Annotated in this window: 13 protein-coding genes; 4 read left to right on the top strand and 9 right to left on the bottom strand. The window is 70.9% G+C overall.

Annotated elements, in window-relative coordinates; genetic code table 11:
• Nucleotides 1–63 precede the first annotated feature (63 nt).
• From O3597_RS07010 to O3597_RS06995, 4 genes are all read right to left on the bottom strand, one after another.
• The gene (locus O3597_RS07010; RefSeq protein ID WP_164448165.1) at nucleotides 64–411 is read right to left on the bottom strand and encodes an STAS domain-containing protein; all 348 of its coding nucleotides are present in this window, start codon (nucleotides 409–411) and stop codon (nucleotides 64–66) included.
• Complete coding sequence (locus O3597_RS07005; RefSeq protein WP_281603563.1) at nucleotides 408–2,861, bottom strand: SpoIIE family protein phosphatase; 2,454 nt, start codon at nucleotides 2,859–2,861, stop codon at nucleotides 408–410. Before O3597_RS07005 ends, O3597_RS07010 begins: the two co-directional genes overlap by 4 nt.
• Nucleotide 2,862: 1 nt before the next feature.
• Entirely contained in the window at nucleotides 2,863–3,663 is an 801-nt protein-coding gene (locus tag O3597_RS07000) for an alpha/beta hydrolase (protein WP_281603562.1), read from the bottom strand.
• A 111-nt stretch (nucleotides 3,664–3,774) separates the two neighbouring features.
• Nucleotides 3,775–4,644, bottom strand: a complete 870-nt coding sequence (locus tag O3597_RS06995) for an alpha/beta fold hydrolase (protein ID WP_281603561.1) — start codon at nucleotides 4,642–4,644, stop codon at nucleotides 3,775–3,777.
• Between the two features lie 100 nt (nucleotides 4,645–4,744).
• Between O3597_RS06995 and O3597_RS06990 the strand changes: the two genes are divergently transcribed.
• On the top strand, nucleotides 4,745–5,737 hold the full coding sequence (locus tag O3597_RS06990) for a reductase (protein WP_281603560.1): 993 nt from the start codon (nucleotides 4,745–4,747) through the stop codon (nucleotides 5,735–5,737).
• A 109-nt stretch (nucleotides 5,738–5,846) separates the two neighbouring features.
• On the opposite strand, the gene O3597_RS06985 is transcribed toward O3597_RS06990, so the two are convergent.
• Nucleotides 5,847–6,608 (bottom strand): IclR family transcriptional regulator, encoded by a 762-nt coding sequence (locus tag O3597_RS06985; protein ID WP_164448171.1) that lies wholly within the window; start codon nucleotides 6,606–6,608, stop codon nucleotides 5,847–5,849.
• Between the two features lie 161 nt (nucleotides 6,609–6,769).
• Here O3597_RS06985 and O3597_RS06980 point away from each other — a divergent pair, with 161 nt between their 5' ends.
• The 3 genes from O3597_RS06980 to O3597_RS06970 are packed head-to-tail and all read left to right on the top strand — an operon-like array spanning nucleotide 6,770 to nucleotide 11,204.
• A complete protein-coding gene (locus O3597_RS06980) occupies nucleotides 6,770–7,954 on the top strand; it encodes a fumarylacetoacetate hydrolase family protein (protein WP_281603559.1) in 1,185 nt (394 codons plus the stop codon).
• Nucleotides 7,951–9,483, top strand: a complete 1,533-nt coding sequence (locus O3597_RS06975; protein ID WP_281603558.1) for an aldehyde dehydrogenase (NADP(+)) — start codon at nucleotides 7,951–7,953, stop codon at nucleotides 9,481–9,483. Before O3597_RS06980 ends, O3597_RS06975 begins: the two co-directional genes overlap by 4 nt.
• Nucleotides 9,483–11,204, top strand: coding sequence for an IlvD/Edd family dehydratase (locus tag O3597_RS06970; protein ID WP_164448174.1), 1,722 nt, complete (start codon nucleotides 9,483–9,485; stop codon nucleotides 11,202–11,204). Before O3597_RS06975 ends, O3597_RS06970 begins: the two co-directional genes overlap by 1 nt.
• Nucleotides 11,205–11,259: 55 nt before the next feature.
• Here the strand turns inward: O3597_RS06970 and ugpC are convergent, their stop codons facing one another.
• The 4 genes from ugpC to O3597_RS06950 form a co-directional block, all read right to left on the bottom strand.
• Entirely contained in the window at nucleotides 11,260–12,468 is a 1,209-nt protein-coding gene (gene ugpC / locus O3597_RS06965; protein ID WP_164448175.1) for a sn-glycerol-3-phosphate ABC transporter ATP-binding protein UgpC, read from the bottom strand.
• Between the two features lie 11 nt (nucleotides 12,469–12,479).
• Nucleotides 12,480–13,313 (bottom strand): carbohydrate ABC transporter permease, encoded by an 834-nt coding sequence (locus O3597_RS06960; RefSeq protein ID WP_164448176.1) that lies wholly within the window; start codon nucleotides 13,311–13,313, stop codon nucleotides 12,480–12,482.
• 1 nt (nucleotide 13,314) lies between these two features.
• The gene (locus O3597_RS06955) at nucleotides 13,315–14,313 is read right to left on the bottom strand and encodes a sugar ABC transporter permease (RefSeq protein ID WP_164448177.1); all 999 of its coding nucleotides are present in this window, start codon (nucleotides 14,311–14,313) and stop codon (nucleotides 13,315–13,317) included.
• A gap of 76 nt (nucleotides 14,314–14,389) precedes the next feature.
• The gene (locus tag O3597_RS06950) at nucleotides 14,390–15,679 is read right to left on the bottom strand and encodes an ABC transporter substrate-binding protein (protein WP_281603557.1); all 1,290 of its coding nucleotides are present in this window, start codon (nucleotides 15,677–15,679) and stop codon (nucleotides 14,390–14,392) included.
• Between the last annotated feature and the right edge of the window lie 291 nt (nucleotides 15,680–15,970).

Here is a 15,970-nt window from a genome sequence, read left to right as displayed (position 1 = left end):
ACCAGTTGCGGACCATGCCACGGGCGCGGCGCCGGCCCGGGTCGGCGACCCGCGCGGACGGGCTCAGTGACCCAACCCGCGCAACGCCTCGTCCAAGGTCGAGGCCAGCGTCTCGGGCAGGAAACCGATCAGATCAAGGGTGAAGCGGACCACCCCGTCCTCCGGGGCGACCACCCGCACCTGCGCCTGCCGCTTGGTGAAGGCGGCCACCAGCCGGTCCAGGCAACGCAGCCCGGCGCTGTCGAGGAAGGTCACCGCGGACAGGTCGACCACCACGCTGGCGGCCGCGCGGGTGGCGGTGAGAACCTCCCGCTCGACCTGATCGGCATTCACATGATCGACGTCGCCGTGGAGCCGCACGACCTCGCTGCCGCGTTCCACGGTCACGGTAATCCGGTTCGCCGCGGTCACCTCGCCGACCTCCCCAGTCTGCGGCGCATCAAGACCGTGGTCCCCTCGCCGCAGTCCACCACGAGGTCGTCCATCAGCCGTCCCATCAGGGCCATCCCCCGTCCCCGGTCAGCGCTGGGCCGCGGCGCCCGCCACTGGCCCGAGTCGCTCACCCGCAGCTCCACGATGTTGCCGTCAATCGTCACGCCCACCCGGACGCGGCCGACGGGATTCCCCAGGTAACCATGCTCGATCGCGTTGGCCACCGCCTCGGAACAGGCCAGCACGATGGCGTACCGCTCGGTCTCCGGCACCTTGTATCTCATCAGCCAGTCATCGAGCTCGCCGCGCAGCGGCCGCAGCGCGGCGACCTCGGCCGGCACCTCGCAGTGGTACCGGGGTGCACCGTCAAAGGCCAGGGCCAGCAGGCACGTGTCGTCGTGCCCGCCCTCGCCTGCCAACATCGCGTCGCTGACCTGTTCGACAAGCGACGCCAGCGGCGTCTCCCGCCGGCTGGTCACCACCTCCGCCAGGCGGTTGAACCCCTGGTCGATCCGCTCACCGCGCCGCTCGACAAGGCCGTCGGTGTAGAGCAGCAGTCGGGAGCCGCGCGGCAGGGTCAGCTCGGCCTCCCGCCGCCCCCGGCTGGCCGCTCGGGTACCGAGCGGACCGGAGCGGCCCTCCCACAGGTAGCGCGGCGAGGTGTCCGGCGGCAGCAGCAGCGGTGGTGGATGCCCGGCGCAGGCGTAGCGGAGCCGGCCGGTGTCCAGCGCCAACTCAGCGTAGGCGAGGGTGGTCATCTGACCGGCCTCCAGGGTCGCGACGAAATCGTCCATTAACTGCAACACCGTGGCCGGGCCGCACTGCGCCTTGGCCAGCGCCCGTACGGCGCTGCGGAGCTGACCCATCGCGCTGGCTGCCCGGATGCCGCGGCCGACCACGTCGCCGACGACCAACCCGACGCTGCCGGAGGCGGTGAGGAAGGTGTCGTACCAGTCGCCACCGACCTCCAGCGTCTTCACCGCCGGGCGGTAGACGGTGGCGACGTGGAAACGGGCGTCGATGGGCCGCTCGCTGGCCAGCAGGCTGCGTTGCAGCGTGCGCGCCACCTCCCGGTCCTGCTCGGCGAGACGGGCGTTGTCCAGCGCGAGCCCGGCCCGGTCGGCGAGGTCGAGCAGGAACTCCGGATCGGTCCGGCCCGGCACCGCCGGATCGCCGGCGAGCAACAGTGTGCCGATCACCGCGCCACGGGCCCGCAATGGCAGTCCGACGGCCGGACGGCCGTCCGGCGCGGCCAGCGGCACCGGACGGGCCTCACCCGAGCCGCGTACCGTCCGCAGGGTTTCCCGGACCAGGTCGGTCAGAGGCCAGGGTCCGCCGGGCCCGGCGGCGCTGACCGGATCGACGGCGGCGGCGTCCGGCGCGGCACCGGCCCGCCAACCTGACTCCTCGTCGTGGGTCAGGTCGACCTGGGCGTACTCCGCCAGCTCGGGCACCAGCAGCGTGACCAGGCGGCGGGCCCGGTCGGCGGCGCCCACCGGCTCGTCGAGGTCCCGGCCGAGGCGGGCAAGGAACGCCGACTGCCAGGCCCGCCGGGCGCTCTCCTCGTACAACCGCGCCCGTTCCAGCGCCTGCCCGGCCTGCCGGCCGAGCGTCCGCATCAGCTCGACCTCGTCGGCATCGAACCGGCGGGCCACAGCGAAGTCGAAGGACACCACGCCGAGCACCTGGTCGTCGGCGATCAGCGGGGTGGACACCTGCTCGGCGGCCTCGTCCGCCGGGGGCACGACCACGTCGCCGGTGCGGGCAGCCCGGGCCTGGGGCGCCGAACCGTCGAGGGCGAGCGACGCGTCGTGGTGGTCGGCCCCGGTGACGATCAGCGCGGAGCTTTCCGCGTCCACCAGCCAGACGGTGGTCGTGACGGCCTCGAACGCCGCCGTACCCGCCGCGACGATCGGGGCGACGAGTTCGTCGGCCCGCTCGATGGTGGCGTACCGGGCGATCATCTCCTGGAGCACCCTGATCCGCGCGGTGGTGCGCTCGGCACGTCGACGTTCGGCGAGCAGTTCCCGCTCGTAGGCACGCCGATCGGTGGCGTTGAGAACGGTCATGATCAGCACCGTGGAGCCGGTCTCCGGGTTGCGCCGCAGCACGGCGTTGACGAGCGTGTCGAACCGGGTGCCGTCGGCCCGCCGGAACTCCATGGCCAGCTCGCGCACCTCACCCTGCATGTGCAGCAGTGGTCGCAGGTGGGTCTCGTGGAAGATTCGGCTACCGACGGCGTACAGCTCCTGGATGCGGCGACCGAGCAGCTCCTCACGACGGTGGCCGGTCCAGTCGAGGAAGGTCTGGTTCACCCGGGCCAACGCCCCGTCGGGCAGTACGGAGAGGTAGCCGCAGGGCGCGTTCTCGTAGAGGTCCTCGGCGCTCTCCGCGAGCAGTGGGCCGAACGGCTCGGCCGGTTGATCCACGCTAACCCTTGTCCAGGAACGCCTGAATTGCCTGGACCGTCTCCTCAGGCGCGCTCAGGTTGGGGCAGTGCCCGGTGGCCTTCAGCAGCATGAACGTGCTGTTCGGAAGCTGACGGTGGACGTACTCGCCGACCTCGTACGGCGCGATGACGTCCTCGCTGCACTGCAACACCAGGCTGGGCACCGGGACCCTCGACAGATCCGCGCGGTTGTCGGACAGGAAGGTGGCCCGGGCGAACTGCCGGGCGATCGCCGGGTCGGTCCGGCAGAAACTGTTGGTCAGCTCCGCGCCGAGCTGCGGGCGCTCCGGGTTGCCCATGATGACCGGGGCCATCGCGGCCGACCAGCCGAGGTAGTTGCTGTCCAGCGACTCCAGCAACTCGTCGATGTCGGCCCGGCTGAAGCCGCCCCGGTAGCCGTCGTCGTCGACGTAGCGGGGCGACGGGCCGACCAGCACCAGACCGGAGAAGCGGTCGGGCTCGGCCGCCACGGCGAGCACCCCGATCATCGCGCTCACCGAATGGCCGACGAAAACGACGTCGGACACTTCCAGCTCGGTCAGGATCTCCAGGACGTCGTCGGCGTAGCCGTGCAGCGACGCGTACCGCTGCGGTCGGTAGGCCGACAGGTCGGAGCCGCCGGCACCGACGTGGTCGAAGAGCACCACCCGGTGTTCGGCGGCGAACTGCGGCGCGACGAACCGCCACATGTTCTGATCACAGCCGAAACCGTGGGCGAAGACCAGCGTACGGCCCCCGCGGGCCCCGGTCACCGTGACGTTGTTCCGGGTCAAGGCGTTCACGATCGGTGACATTACCTGCGGGACGCAGTTGCGGCCATGCGAGCAGAACTCGCCTGGCTCGCGATGGCGGGATCCCGGCGTACCGCGTCCGGCGAGCGACCGCGACGGCGTTCAGGGCCTCGGATCAGTGGTCAGGAAGGTGCGCAGCGTGTCTGTGATGGTCGGCCAGTCGGGGGCGAACTCGTAGAAATGGTGATCGGCCTGGCTCTCGATCAGCTCGGCTCGGGGTATCCCGGCGACCAGGGCCTCGGCGTGCGCGAACGGCACCGCACCGTCGCGCCGGCTGGCGATCACCAGGGCCGGTTGGGTGACCTGCGCGGTGAGGTCATCCCGGGGGCGCAGGTCGTTGCGGAAGCCGGCGCCGGAGCGCATCGGGGAGAAGAGCCAGACCAGTTGCGTACGCTGCGCCGGGGTCAGCCCGGCCAGCACCTGGTCCGCCGGGAGGGTGGCCAGGCCGGCGAGCAGTTGCCGCAAACCCCGGCCCGGCGCGCGGCGCAGCAGTGACCGCATGCCGCCCCACGTCACGCCCTCGGTGCGAGGCGAGAACATCAGCCCCGCCAACAGGCGGGTACGGCGGTCCGGACAGGGCAACGGACCCAACGCGCCCTGCAGAATCAGCCGCTCCACCAGGTCCGGATGACGGGCCGCGAAGGCCACCGCGGTCGGCCCGCCCGCGGAGATGCCGACCGCCGCCGTGACCCGCTGGAAGCCCAGGTGCCGGCACAGGTCGGCGGTCACGTCGGCGAAGCCGGGCACGGTTGTCCCGGTGGTGACACGAGTGCGGCCGTACCCCGGTCGCGACGGCGCCAGCACTGAGATGTCCGCCTCGGCGTAGACCCGCTCGTCCAAGGCCAGACCGGCGCGCATGTGACCACCGTGAAACACCACGACGACCGCGTCCCCGCGCTGGTCCAGCCGATACTCCACCGGGCCGGCGGACAGGGTCATCGTGTTCGTCGGCGGCTCCCTCATGGAGGTCATCAGCCGAGGGTAGAACTGCCGGGCCGCGCCGTCGGCCCCGTGTTCTGCCTACGGCAGAGTCCGTTGGCTGCGTCGCGCCACCGCTGCTTGGCTGGGCACCATGCAGACACTGGTGCTGGGCGGGACGGCGTGGCTGGGGCGGGAGGTGGCCCGGCAGGCCGTCGACCGGGGACATGCCGTCACCTGCCTGGCCCGTGGAGACAGTGGAGCGGTGCCGGACGGCGCGGTTCTCGTCCGCGCGGACCGCAGCGACCCGACAGCGTACGACGTGCTGCGCGACCGTGACTGGGACGCCGTCATCGAGGTGTCGTGGCAGCCCGGCTTCGTCCGGCAGGCCCTGCGCGCGCTGGGCGACCGGGCCCGGCACTGGTGCTACGTCTCGTCGGTCAGCGCCTACGCCAGCCACGACACACCCGGTGCCGACGAGTCGGCGGCCACCCTCCCGGCGACGGTTCGGGAGGTGGTCGACCGTGCCGAGTACGGCGAGGCGAAGGTGGCCTGCGAGCAGTTCTCCACGACCGAGGTGGGAGACCGGTTGCTGGTGGCCCGCGCCGGTCTGATCGGCGGCCCCGGCGACCACACCGATCGCTCCGGCTACTGGGTGGCGCGGGCCGCCCGCGACCCCGATGCGCCGATGCTGGTACCCCGTACCCCCGATCTGCCCACGCAGGTGGTGGACGTGCGCGATCTGGCCGCCTGGCTGCTGGACAGCGCCGCAGCCCGCACGGTCGGCACGTTCAACGCGGTCGGGCCGGTGGTGCCCTTCGGTGACTGGATCGCCCGGTGCCGCGCCGTCGGCGGGCACACCGGACCGGTGGTCGACGTCGACGCCGACTGGCTGGTGGCCCGCGGCGTGGCCCAGTACATGGGCCCGGAGTCGCTGCCGATGTGGCTGGTCGAGCCGGGTCACTCCGGCTGGTCGGCGCACAGCGGTGCGGCGGCGGCCGCCGCCGGGCTGCGCCACCGGCCGCGCCCGGACCTGCTGGCGGACACCCTGGCCTGGGAACGGGCGACCGGACTGCACCGCGACCGGCGCGCCGGCCTGAGCGCCGGCCGAGAAGCCGAGCTGCTCGACGCCCTGGTCCGGGGCTAAGTGCCCCGTCTCCAGGAGGCGACAACTTCGGGGATGTTGCTGCCTCGCCGCAGCCTGAGGCAGCAACATCCCCGAAGTTGTAGGCGGGGCGGGCGCCGCCCGCGTCACGTCAATCGCCCTCGGAGGTGTCGTAGCCGAGTTCTCCGGAGATCTGGATCGCGGTGTCGAGCAGCAGGGGAAGGCTCTCCTTGAGCTGGTCGAGGCTGGCGATGACCTCGATCGCGGTCATCGAGGCGGCGGCGATGACCCGCCCACGGGAGTCCCTGATCGGCGCGGCCACACACATGACGTACGTGTCGTGTTCGCCGTTGTCGACGGCCCAGCCCTGTTCGCGGATGCGGACGAGTTCGGCGTCGAGCGATTCGCGGTCGGCGCACGTGGTGGGCGTGAACCGTTCGAAGACGACGTGGGACAGGAGGCGGTCGCGTTCCGCCGTCGGCAGGTACGCCAGAATGGTCTTGCCGACGGCGCTCGCGTAGATCGAGACTGCGCGCCCGATCCGCGACGGTAGCTTGACCGCGTCGAAGGCCGGGCTGTCGACCTTGTCGATATAGATGATCTCGTCGCCGGTCAACTGCGCCAGGTGCACGGTGTGGCCGGTCTTGCGCTGGAGCGTACGCAGGGGCGCGGCGGCGAACTGGCGCAGGTCCATCGAGCCCAGCGCGAGTTCCGACAGTTCGATGATGCCGCTGCCGAGCACGTAGGTCCCGGCACCGGTCCGGCGGACGAAGCGCGCCGATTCGAGCGTCTGGAGGATCCGCAGGGCGGTGGACTTGTGGACCCCCAGGACCTCCGCCGCCTCGGTGAGGGACAGCGGATGTTCCGCGGCGCGACGGATCAGGTCGACCGCACGGCGAACCGACTGCGACACGGTGGCGCTCCCTCCACGTGGCGACCCGAACGACCGCCCGTTGCATCATACGCAACGGGTTGCGCTCTACTCGCAATCGGCCGTTGACACCGTTGCATATAGCGCTACGATCGTTGCAGATTCCAGCTCGGCGACACCGGACCTGTACCAGGGGAGTGACGATGAGCGAGGAGCCCTGGTTCGGCAGTGCCGCCGAGGCGTTGCCGGACGATGCCGAGGACAGCGTCCTCGTCGGTCGGATCTGGGACCCGTCCGTCGACGGCCCCTCCCCGGTGACCGTCCGCGACGGCGACGTCATCGACCTCAGTCACCGGTTTCCGACCGTGCGGGACATCTGCGAGCTGCCCGAACCCGCCAAGACCGTGGCCGGGTCGGACGGGCCACGGGTCGGCGGCTTCGACGAACTGCTGGCCAACACCGCTGCCACGGACCGGGACCGGAGCCGGCCCTGGCTGCTTGCCCCGGTCGACCTGCAAGCGCTCAAGGCCGCCGGCGTGACCTTTCCCGTCTCGATGATCGAACGCGTCATCGAGGAGCGGGCCCGGGGAGACCTGACCCGCGCGGCGGACATCCGTGGCCGGATGTTCGCCGACATCGGTGCCGACCTGGACAGCCTGGTCCCCGGCTCGGTCGAGGCGGAGCGGCTCAAGGCCGCGCTGGTCGCCGAGGGCGTCTGGAGTCAGTACCTCGAGGTGGGGATCGGGCCGGACGCCGAGATCTTCACCAAGGGTCAGCCCCTCTCCGCCGTCGGCACCGCCGTCCCGGTCGGCGTGCTCGCGGCCTCGACCTGGAACAACCCGGAGCCCGAGGTCACGCTCGTCGTCCAGTCCAGCGGTCGGATCGTCGGCGCCACCCTGGGCAACGACGTGAACCTGCGGGACGTCGAGGGACGCTCGGCGCTGCTGCTCCCCCGGGCCAAGGACAACAACGCCTCGTGCGCCCTCGGACCGTTGATCCGGCTGTTCGACGAGCGGTTTCCACTCGGTCGGGTACGCGAGCTGAGGGTGGGTCTCCAGGTCCACGGGTTGGACGACTTCCACCTGACGGCGACCTCGGAGATGGCGCGGATGGCACGCGACCCGGAGTCGCTGGTACGGCAGTTGATCGGCCCGCACCACCAGTATCCCGACGGCGCCGTCCTGATGCTGGGCACCATGTTCGCCCCCACCCAGGACCGCGAACGCCCCGGCGAGGGCTTCACCCACAAGGTCGACGACGTGGTGCGGATCGACTGCCCGGCGCTCGGAACCCTGGTCAACCGGGTGTGGCACGCGGAGCGGTGCGAGCCGTGGCGGTTCGGCGTCCGCGATCTCATGAGCAACCTGGCAAGGAGAGGACTGCTGTGAAAGTCACCACCACCGATCCGCGCGGCGGCCGGCAGCACCCGACGGATCTCGTCGAGACGGACGAGTCCGGCGTGGCGGCGGTCGTCGGTCGGGCGTCCCGGGCGGCACAGTGGCTGTCCGACCTGGGCAGGACCGGCAGGGCGCGGCTGCTGGACGCGGTCGCGGCCGCCCTGGAGTCCCGGCGGGCGGATCTGGTCGCGACGGCGGAGGCGGAGACCGCTCTGGGCCAGGCGCGACTCGACTCGGAGCTGACCCGGGCGGCGGTCCAGTTCCGGATGTTCGCGGCGGTGCTGCGCGACGGCGGGTACCTGGAAGCGGCCATCGACCACGCCGCCGACACGCCCCTCGGGCCCGGCCCGGACGTGCGACGGATGCTCGTACCCCTCGGGCCGGTGGCCGTCTTCGGCGCCAGCAACTTCCCGTTCGCCTTCTCCGTCGCCGGCGGCGACACCGCCTCGGCGCTGGCCGCCGGCTGTCCCACGGTGGCGAAGGCGCACCCGTCCCATCCGCTGACGTCGCGTGCCTCCGCCGACGCGATCGAGTCGGCCGTACGGGACCTGGGCGGACCCGACGGTGTGCTCACGGCCGTGTACGGGGAGCGGGCCGGCCGTTGGCTGGTGCGCCAGCCGGCGATCCGGGCCGCCGCCCTGACCGGCTCCGTCGGCGCGGCCCGCGCCATCCAGGCGGCCATCGACGAGCGCGCCGACCCCATTCCGCTGTACGCCGAACTGAGCAGCGTGAACCCGATCGTCGTGCTGCCCGACGCGGCGGCCAGCCGGGGGGACCAGATCGCCGACGGGCTGTTCGCCTCCTTCACCGCCTCGGGTGGTCAGCTCTGCACCAAGCCGGGGTTGGCGTTCCTCCCGGCGGACCCGGCTGGTGACCGCCTGGTCGACACGCTCCGGGGAAAGGTCGCCTCCGCCGGCGGATCGGTCCTGCTGAACCAGCGCATCCGGGACGCGTACAACAGCGGAGCCGCCGCGTTGGAGAAGGCAGGCGCCCGCCTCGTCGCCCAACCCCGCATCGACGCCGAGGCGGGGTTCACGGTGGCACCGACGCTGCTGGAGGTCGACCTGCCGGGCCTGACCGCCGAGATCGCCGACGAGTGCTTCGGCCCGCTGATGGTCGTGGTCCGCTACCACGACGTCGCCGACCTCGACGCCGCGCTGGTGACCGTGCCGCCGTCGCTCACCGGCTCCGTGCACCGCGGTCAGGGCGACGACACCGACGCCGTACGCGGGCTGGTCCACGTCTTCGTCGCCCGCGCCGGTCGGATCGTCTTCGACGGCTACCCCACCGGTGTCCGGGTGTCGTGGGCCCAGCACCACGGTGGTCCCTGGCCGTCGACGAACGCCGTGCACACCTCGGTGGGCGCCACCTCGATCCGACGTTTCCTGCGCCCGCTGGCCTGGCAGAACGCCCCGGAGTGGATCCTCCCCGAAGAACTGCGGGACGAGTACACCGCCATTCCCCGCCGAGTCGATGGGCGACTCGTGCCAGGGGTCGAATCGCGCCGGGAGGGGTGCTGATGTCGAGTCGACCGCTGCGCAGCGGCCAGTGGTTCGGTGCCGACGGCCGCAACGGGTTCATCCATCGCTCCTGGATGCGCAACCAGGGGTTCGCCGACGACGTCTTCGACGGTCGCCCGGTGATCGGCATCGCCACCACCTGGTCGGAGCTGACCCCGTGCAACGCCCACCTGCGCGAGCTGGCCGAATCGGTGAAGCGCGGCATCTGGGAGAGCGGCGGTCTGCCGCTGGAGTTTCCCGCGATGAGCCTCGGCGAACCCCTCATGCGGCCCACCACCATGCTCTACCGCAACCTGCTGGCGATGGAGGCGGAGGAACTGATCCGGGCCAACCCGCTCGACGGCGTGGTGCTGCTCTCCGGCTGCGACAAGACCACTCCCGGCCTGTTGATGGGTGCGGCAAGTGTCGACCTGCCGACCCTGTTGATCACCGGCGGACCGATGCTCAACGGCAAGTTCCGTGGCCAGGACATCGGGTCCGGCACCGCCGTCTGGCGCTTCACCGAGGACCTGCGCGCCGGCCTGGTGACCGCGGCCGACTGCGCCGAGGCGGAGGTCTGCATGTCCCGCAGCCGGGGCCACTGCATGACCATGGGCACTGCCTCCACGATGGCCTGCGTGACCGAGGCGTTGGGCGTCCAACTGCCGGGCGCCGCCGCGGTTCCGGCGGTGGACTCGCGACGGTACGCGCTCGCGCACGCCGCCGGACGCCGGATCGTGGCCATGGTCGAGCAGGACCAGCGCCTGTCCACGGTGCTCACCCGTCAGGCGTTCGAGAACGCCATCCGGGTCAACGCCGCGATCGGTGGCTCCACCAACGCCGTGGTGCATCTGCTGGCCATCGCCGGCCGCGTCGGCGTGCCCCTGTCGCTTGAGGACTTCGACGCCCTCACCGGCGACGTGCCCATGCTGGTCAACCTGATGCCGTCCGGGACGTACCTGATGGAGGACTTCGCGTACGCGGGCGGCGTCCCGGCGGTGATGCAGGAAATCGCCCCGCTGCTGCACCTGGATCAGATCACGGTCAGCGGGAAGAGCGTGGCCGACAACATCGACGGCGTCCGGTGCTGGAACCGGCAGGTCATCGGCACCCTCGCCGAACCCTTCCAGCCCGCCGGATCGGGCACCGTCGTACTGCGCGGGTCGCTCGCGCCGTCCGGGGCGGTGCTGAAGGTCTCGGCCGCCTCGGCGCACCTGCTCACCCACACCGGGCCGGCGCTGGTCTTCGACCGGATCGAGGAGTACGCCGTCGCCGCCGACGACCCGGATCTCGACGTCACGCCCGACACCGTCATCGTGGTGCGCAACGCCGGGCCACGCGGCTACCCGGGGTTCCCCGAGGTGGGCAACGTGCCGATGCCACACCGGTTGCTCGCCGCCGGTGTCACGGACATGGTGCGGATCTCCGACGCACGGATGAGCGGCACCGGCTACGGCACCTGCGTCCTGCACACGGCGCCGGAGGCGTCGGTGGGCGGCCCGCTGGCGCTGGTCCGCACCGGCGACCTGGTCCGCCTCGACGTCCCGACGCGCCGCCTCGACCTGCTGGTCGACGAGACCGAGCTCGCCGAACGCCGCGCCGCCTGGCAGCCGCCGAAGCCGGCGTTCGAGCGCGGCTGGGTACGCCTGTACAGCGAGCACGTCCAGCAGGCCGACCAGGGCGCCGACCTGGACTTCCTGGTCGGTGGCAGCGGCAGCGCGGTGCCTCGCCACTCACACTGACCCCGCACCTCCTGCCGGGTGCATCCGGTGTGGCAGATGCACCCGGCAGGGGCGGTCAGTCGGCGAGGGTGCCGGCGGCGCGACCCTCGTGCAGGGTCAGGTTGCGGCCGTCGGAGGGGTCGAACAGGTGGATCTTCTCCAGGTTGAACCAGACCCGCCGGTCCTCCCCCTCGGTGACGGTCGACTCCGCCGACAGCCGGGTGACCAGGTTCGACCCGGCACCGCTGAAGTCGGCCGCGCCCGCGTCGGCGGCCAACTCCTCCAGCTCGGCGGAGGTGGCCCGTTCCCCCTCGACGCTCAGGTAGACGTACTTGTCCGAGCCCATCGACTCGACGATGTCCACCGGGGCGGTGAACTCCATGCCCCGACGGCGGGTCTCCTCGTCGACCAGCTCGGCGTCCTCGAAGTGTTCCGGACGGATGCCGAGGATCAGCTCCCGAGGGGCGTCGGCCCCTTCCAGCTCGCGGCGGATCCGGTCGCCGATCGGCACGTCACCCAGGGCGGTACGCAGCGTGCCCTCCTCCACCGTGGCGGTGAGGAAGTTCATCGACGGTGAGCCGATGAACCCGGCCACGAAAAGGTTGTTCGGGTGGTCGTACAGCTCCTGCGGCGGGCCGACCTGCTGCACCGCGCCACCGCGCATGATCACCACGCGGTCGCCGAGGGTCATCGCCTCGGTTTGGTCGTGGGTGACGTACACGGTGGTGGTGCCGAGCTGCTTCTGCAGGCGGGACACCACGGTCCGCATCTGTACCCGCAGCTTTGCGTCCAGGTTGGACAGCGGCTCGTCCATCAGGAACGCCTTGGGCTGCCGGACGATCGCCCGGCCCATCGCCACCCGCTGCCGCTGCCCGCCGGAGAGGTTGGCCGGCTTGCGGTCCAGCAGCGGGGTCAGCTCCAGGACCTTCGCCGCCTCCTCCACCTTCTGCGCGATCGTCTCCTTGTCCAGCTTCGCCAGCCGCAGCGGGAAGGCCATGTTCTCCCGGACGGTCATGTTCGGGTAGAGCGCGTACGACTGGAACACCATGGCGATGTCCCGGTCGCGGGGGGCCTTGTCGTTGACCCGCTGCCCGCCGATGCGCAGCTCACCGGAGCTGATGTCCTCCAGCCCGGCGATCATGTTGAGAGTGGTGGACTTGCCGCAGCCGGAGGGGCCGACCAGGATGACGAACTCGCCGTCGGCGATCTCCAGGTCGACGTCGCGCACCGCCGTGGTGCCGTCCGGGAACTTCTTGCTCACCTTGTCCAGCACGATGTCAGCCACGAGTTTCTCACCTATCCCTTGACGGCGCCGGAGGTCAGGCCGGAGACGATGCGGCGCTGGAAGAAGAGGACGAACAGGATGATCGGCACCGTGATCACCACGGCGGCGGCGCAGATCGCGCCGGTCGGGTCCTCGAACTGCGAGGCACCGGTGAAGAACGACAGCGCCACCGGCACCGTGCGCGAACGCTCGGTGGAGGTCAGCGAGATGGCGAACAGGAAGTCGTTCCAGCAGAAGATGAAGACCAGGATGGCGGTGGTGAACAGTCCCGGCGCGGCCAGCGGGGCGATCACCCGCCGGAACGCCTGCCCCTGGGTGGCGCCGTCCATCTTGGCGGCCTTCTCCAGGTCCCACGGGATCTGCTTGAAGAACGCCGACAATGTGTAGATCGCCAACGGCAGCGCGAAGGTGATGTACGGCAGGATCAGGCCCGGCCAGGTGTCGAACAGGCCCAGCTGCCGCTCGATCTCGAACAGCGGCGAGACCAGCGACACCTGCGGGAACATCGCGATCAGCAACGAGACGCCGATCAGCAGTCGCTTGCCGGGGAAGTCCAACCGCGAGATCGCGTACGCGGCCATCGCGCCGAGCACCACGGCGATCGTGGTGGCGATCAACGCGATGCCGATGGAGTTGACCAACGCTCGGACGAACTGGTCGGTGGCGAAGATCGTCCGGTAGTTCTCCAGCGTCCACTCCCGTGGAATGAACTTCCCGTCGGTGAGCGTCGCCGGCGTCTTGAACGACAGCGACATGATCCACAGCACCGGGGTCAGCGCGAACACGACCACGGCGACGTCCAGCAGGCCCCAGCGCACCTTGGCCCGGGTGGTGGTGTCAGCCATGTCAGCGCCTCTCTCCGTCGTCGCTGCCCGGGGCAGCGGTACCGAACAGCTTCACGAAGACGAACGCGATGATCGCCACGGTGATGAAGATCAGCACCGACATGGTCGAGCCGATGCCGAGGTTCAGCCCTCGGATCAGGTTGTTGTAGGCGATCATCGACACCGACGAGGTCTCGTTGGCCCCCGACGTCAGCACGTAGATGTTGTCGAAGACCCGGAACGCGTCCAGGGTGCGGAACAGCAGCGCCACCAGGATCGCCGGCTTCATCACCGGCAGCATCACCTTGGTGAACCGCTGCCAGGCGGTCGCGCCGTCGGTGGAGGCGGCCTTGAGCAGATCCTCCGGCACCAGCGCCAGGCCGGCCATCAGCAGCAGCGCCATGAACGGCGTGGTCTTCCAGATCTCCGCCAGCATGATGATCGCCAGCGAGCTGGCCCGCTCGGTCAGCGGCGCACCGTCGGAGAACAGGTTGGCCAGGTACCCGGTGCCCGGCGTCCACGCGTACCGCCAGGAGAAGGCGGCCACGACCGTGACGATGCCGTACGGGATCAGCGCCGAGGTCCGGACGATCCCCCGCCCGACCAGCGTACGGTGCATGATCAGCGCGAGGCCCATGCCGAGCACCAGCTCCACGGCCACGGTGACCACCGTGATCAGCATGGTCACCCCGAACGCCGTCCACCAGAACTCGTTGGTGAGCACGGTGGCGTAGTTCTGCAGACCGATGAACTCCCGCTCAGCGGGGAACCGCAGGTCGTAGCGCTGCAACGACAGCCACACCGAGTACAGGATCGGATAGGCGGTCACCGCCAGCATGACGAATGCCGCCGGGGCGCACAGCAGCCAGCCCAGCCGCCGCTCGGCCCGCTTGTTCTCGCTCAGCGGTGCCCGGCCGCGTCGGTTGTCGCGTTGGGCGGGCACCGCGGCGTGCCCCCCGCTGCGGGTGTCGGTGCCTTCGGCGGCCACGTCCGCGCCGGCCGGGGTGGAGTTGATGCTCATGCCGTGCCTCCGCTTCGCTCCGGCCCGGCCTGAGGCACCGGCGCACTGAGCCCGATGGTTCGCTCGGGGTGCTCGCTCACGGCAGGACTCCCCTCGACTCCAGGGCGGCGGTGACCGCCTCACGCAGCTCGTCGGCGGTCGCCTGCGGGTCGATCGCCGACGGCGGCGACAGGATCGCCGAGGTCACGGTGGAGATGCTCTGGTACGCGGGGGTCAGCGGTCGCACCGCCGAGTTCCGCAACTGTTCGAGGATGGTCTCCTTCATCGGGTACGCCTCGTCCATCTCGGGGTCGTCGTAGACGCTCTCGATCGTCGGCGGCACCCCGTCGTTGATCGCGGAGAACTTCTGGTTCTCCGCGTTGCGCAGGCACCTGGCCGCCTCGAAGGATTCCTGCGGGTGCTCCGAGTACCGGCTGACGGCCAGGTTGATGCCGCCGATGGTGACCCGCCCCGGAGTGCCCTCCTCGACCCCGGGCACCCGGGCCCAGGCGACCTGCTCCGCCAGCTCCGGGTTCGCTTCCTGCATCGCCGGATAGACGAACGGCCAGTTCACCTGGAACGCGCCGTTACCGCTCTGGAACTCCAGCCGCACCGGATCCTCGGTCGCGTTGCTGAACGACGGCGAGGTCACCCCGGAGGTGGCGAAGTCGCGCAGCACCTCAAGGGCCCGCACGGCGCCGTCGTCCACCACGGCCTCGGTGCCGTCGTCGTTGAGGATGTTGCCGCCCGCGCTGGCCACCAGGGTGTTGTAGAGCACCACCAGTCCCTCGTACTGGGCGCCCATGGTGAGCACCTGATGCGGCCGACCCTGATCCCGCAGCCGCTGCGCCATCGAGATCATCTCGTCCCAGGTGGTCGGCGGCTCGGGCACCAGGTCCTTGCGGTACCACAGCAACTGGACGTTCGTGTTCTTCGGCGCGGCGTAGAGCTTGTCCTCGTACCGGGCGGTCTCCAACGGCCCTTCGAGGGTGCCTTCCTCCACCTCGGCGCGGTCCTGCCCGGTCCATTCCCGGATCCAGTCGGCGCTGGCGAACTCCTGGGTCCAGGTCACGTCGAGGCCGAGCACGTCCATGCCGTCGTCCTCGGCCGCGAGCCGGCGCACCATCTGCACCCGCTGCTCGTCGGCCTCCCGCGGCAGAACCCGGTTGACGATGCGGTACCGCCCACCCGCCTCGGTGTTGCACCGGTCGACCACCTGCTGGAGGTTCTGCTCCGGCGGGTAGTACAGGTTGATCGTGGGCACCCCGCCGTCACCGCCGGAGGCACACGCCGCCATCGGTGCCACAAACGTCAGTGCCGCGGCCGCCGCCGCCATCCGCACGCGGGGCCGGCGTCGAACGCCGACCGGATCACTCCGCTCGCTCATGACCCTCCCCTCGATCTCCGCCAACAGCCGGGGAGGACTCCGTGCCCCGGCGCACGGCGAGACGGCCAGGGCGTGTGACCTGCGGATTCGCACCCCTGCGTTTCGTGGCTGGAACACTGCCCGACCGGTGGAGCCGCGAAACCTGCCCGAGCCGAGACGCGCTAAACACCGAAGCGTGTGGCCCACGTCATGCTTCCGGACCGCCCTGCCGTCGGCCGCCACCACATGTCGATTCGCGGCCGGGACAGCGGCCTTTCGAAGGCGGATGTCGGTGCCGGCCGGCATGATCGG

This window comes from Verrucosispora sp. WMMA2044, from assembly GCF_027497155.1.
GTDB lineage: Bacteria > Actinomycetota > Actinomycetes > Mycobacteriales > Micromonosporaceae > Micromonospora > Micromonospora palythoicola.
This window is presented reverse-complemented; position numbering and strand designations above follow the sequence as displayed.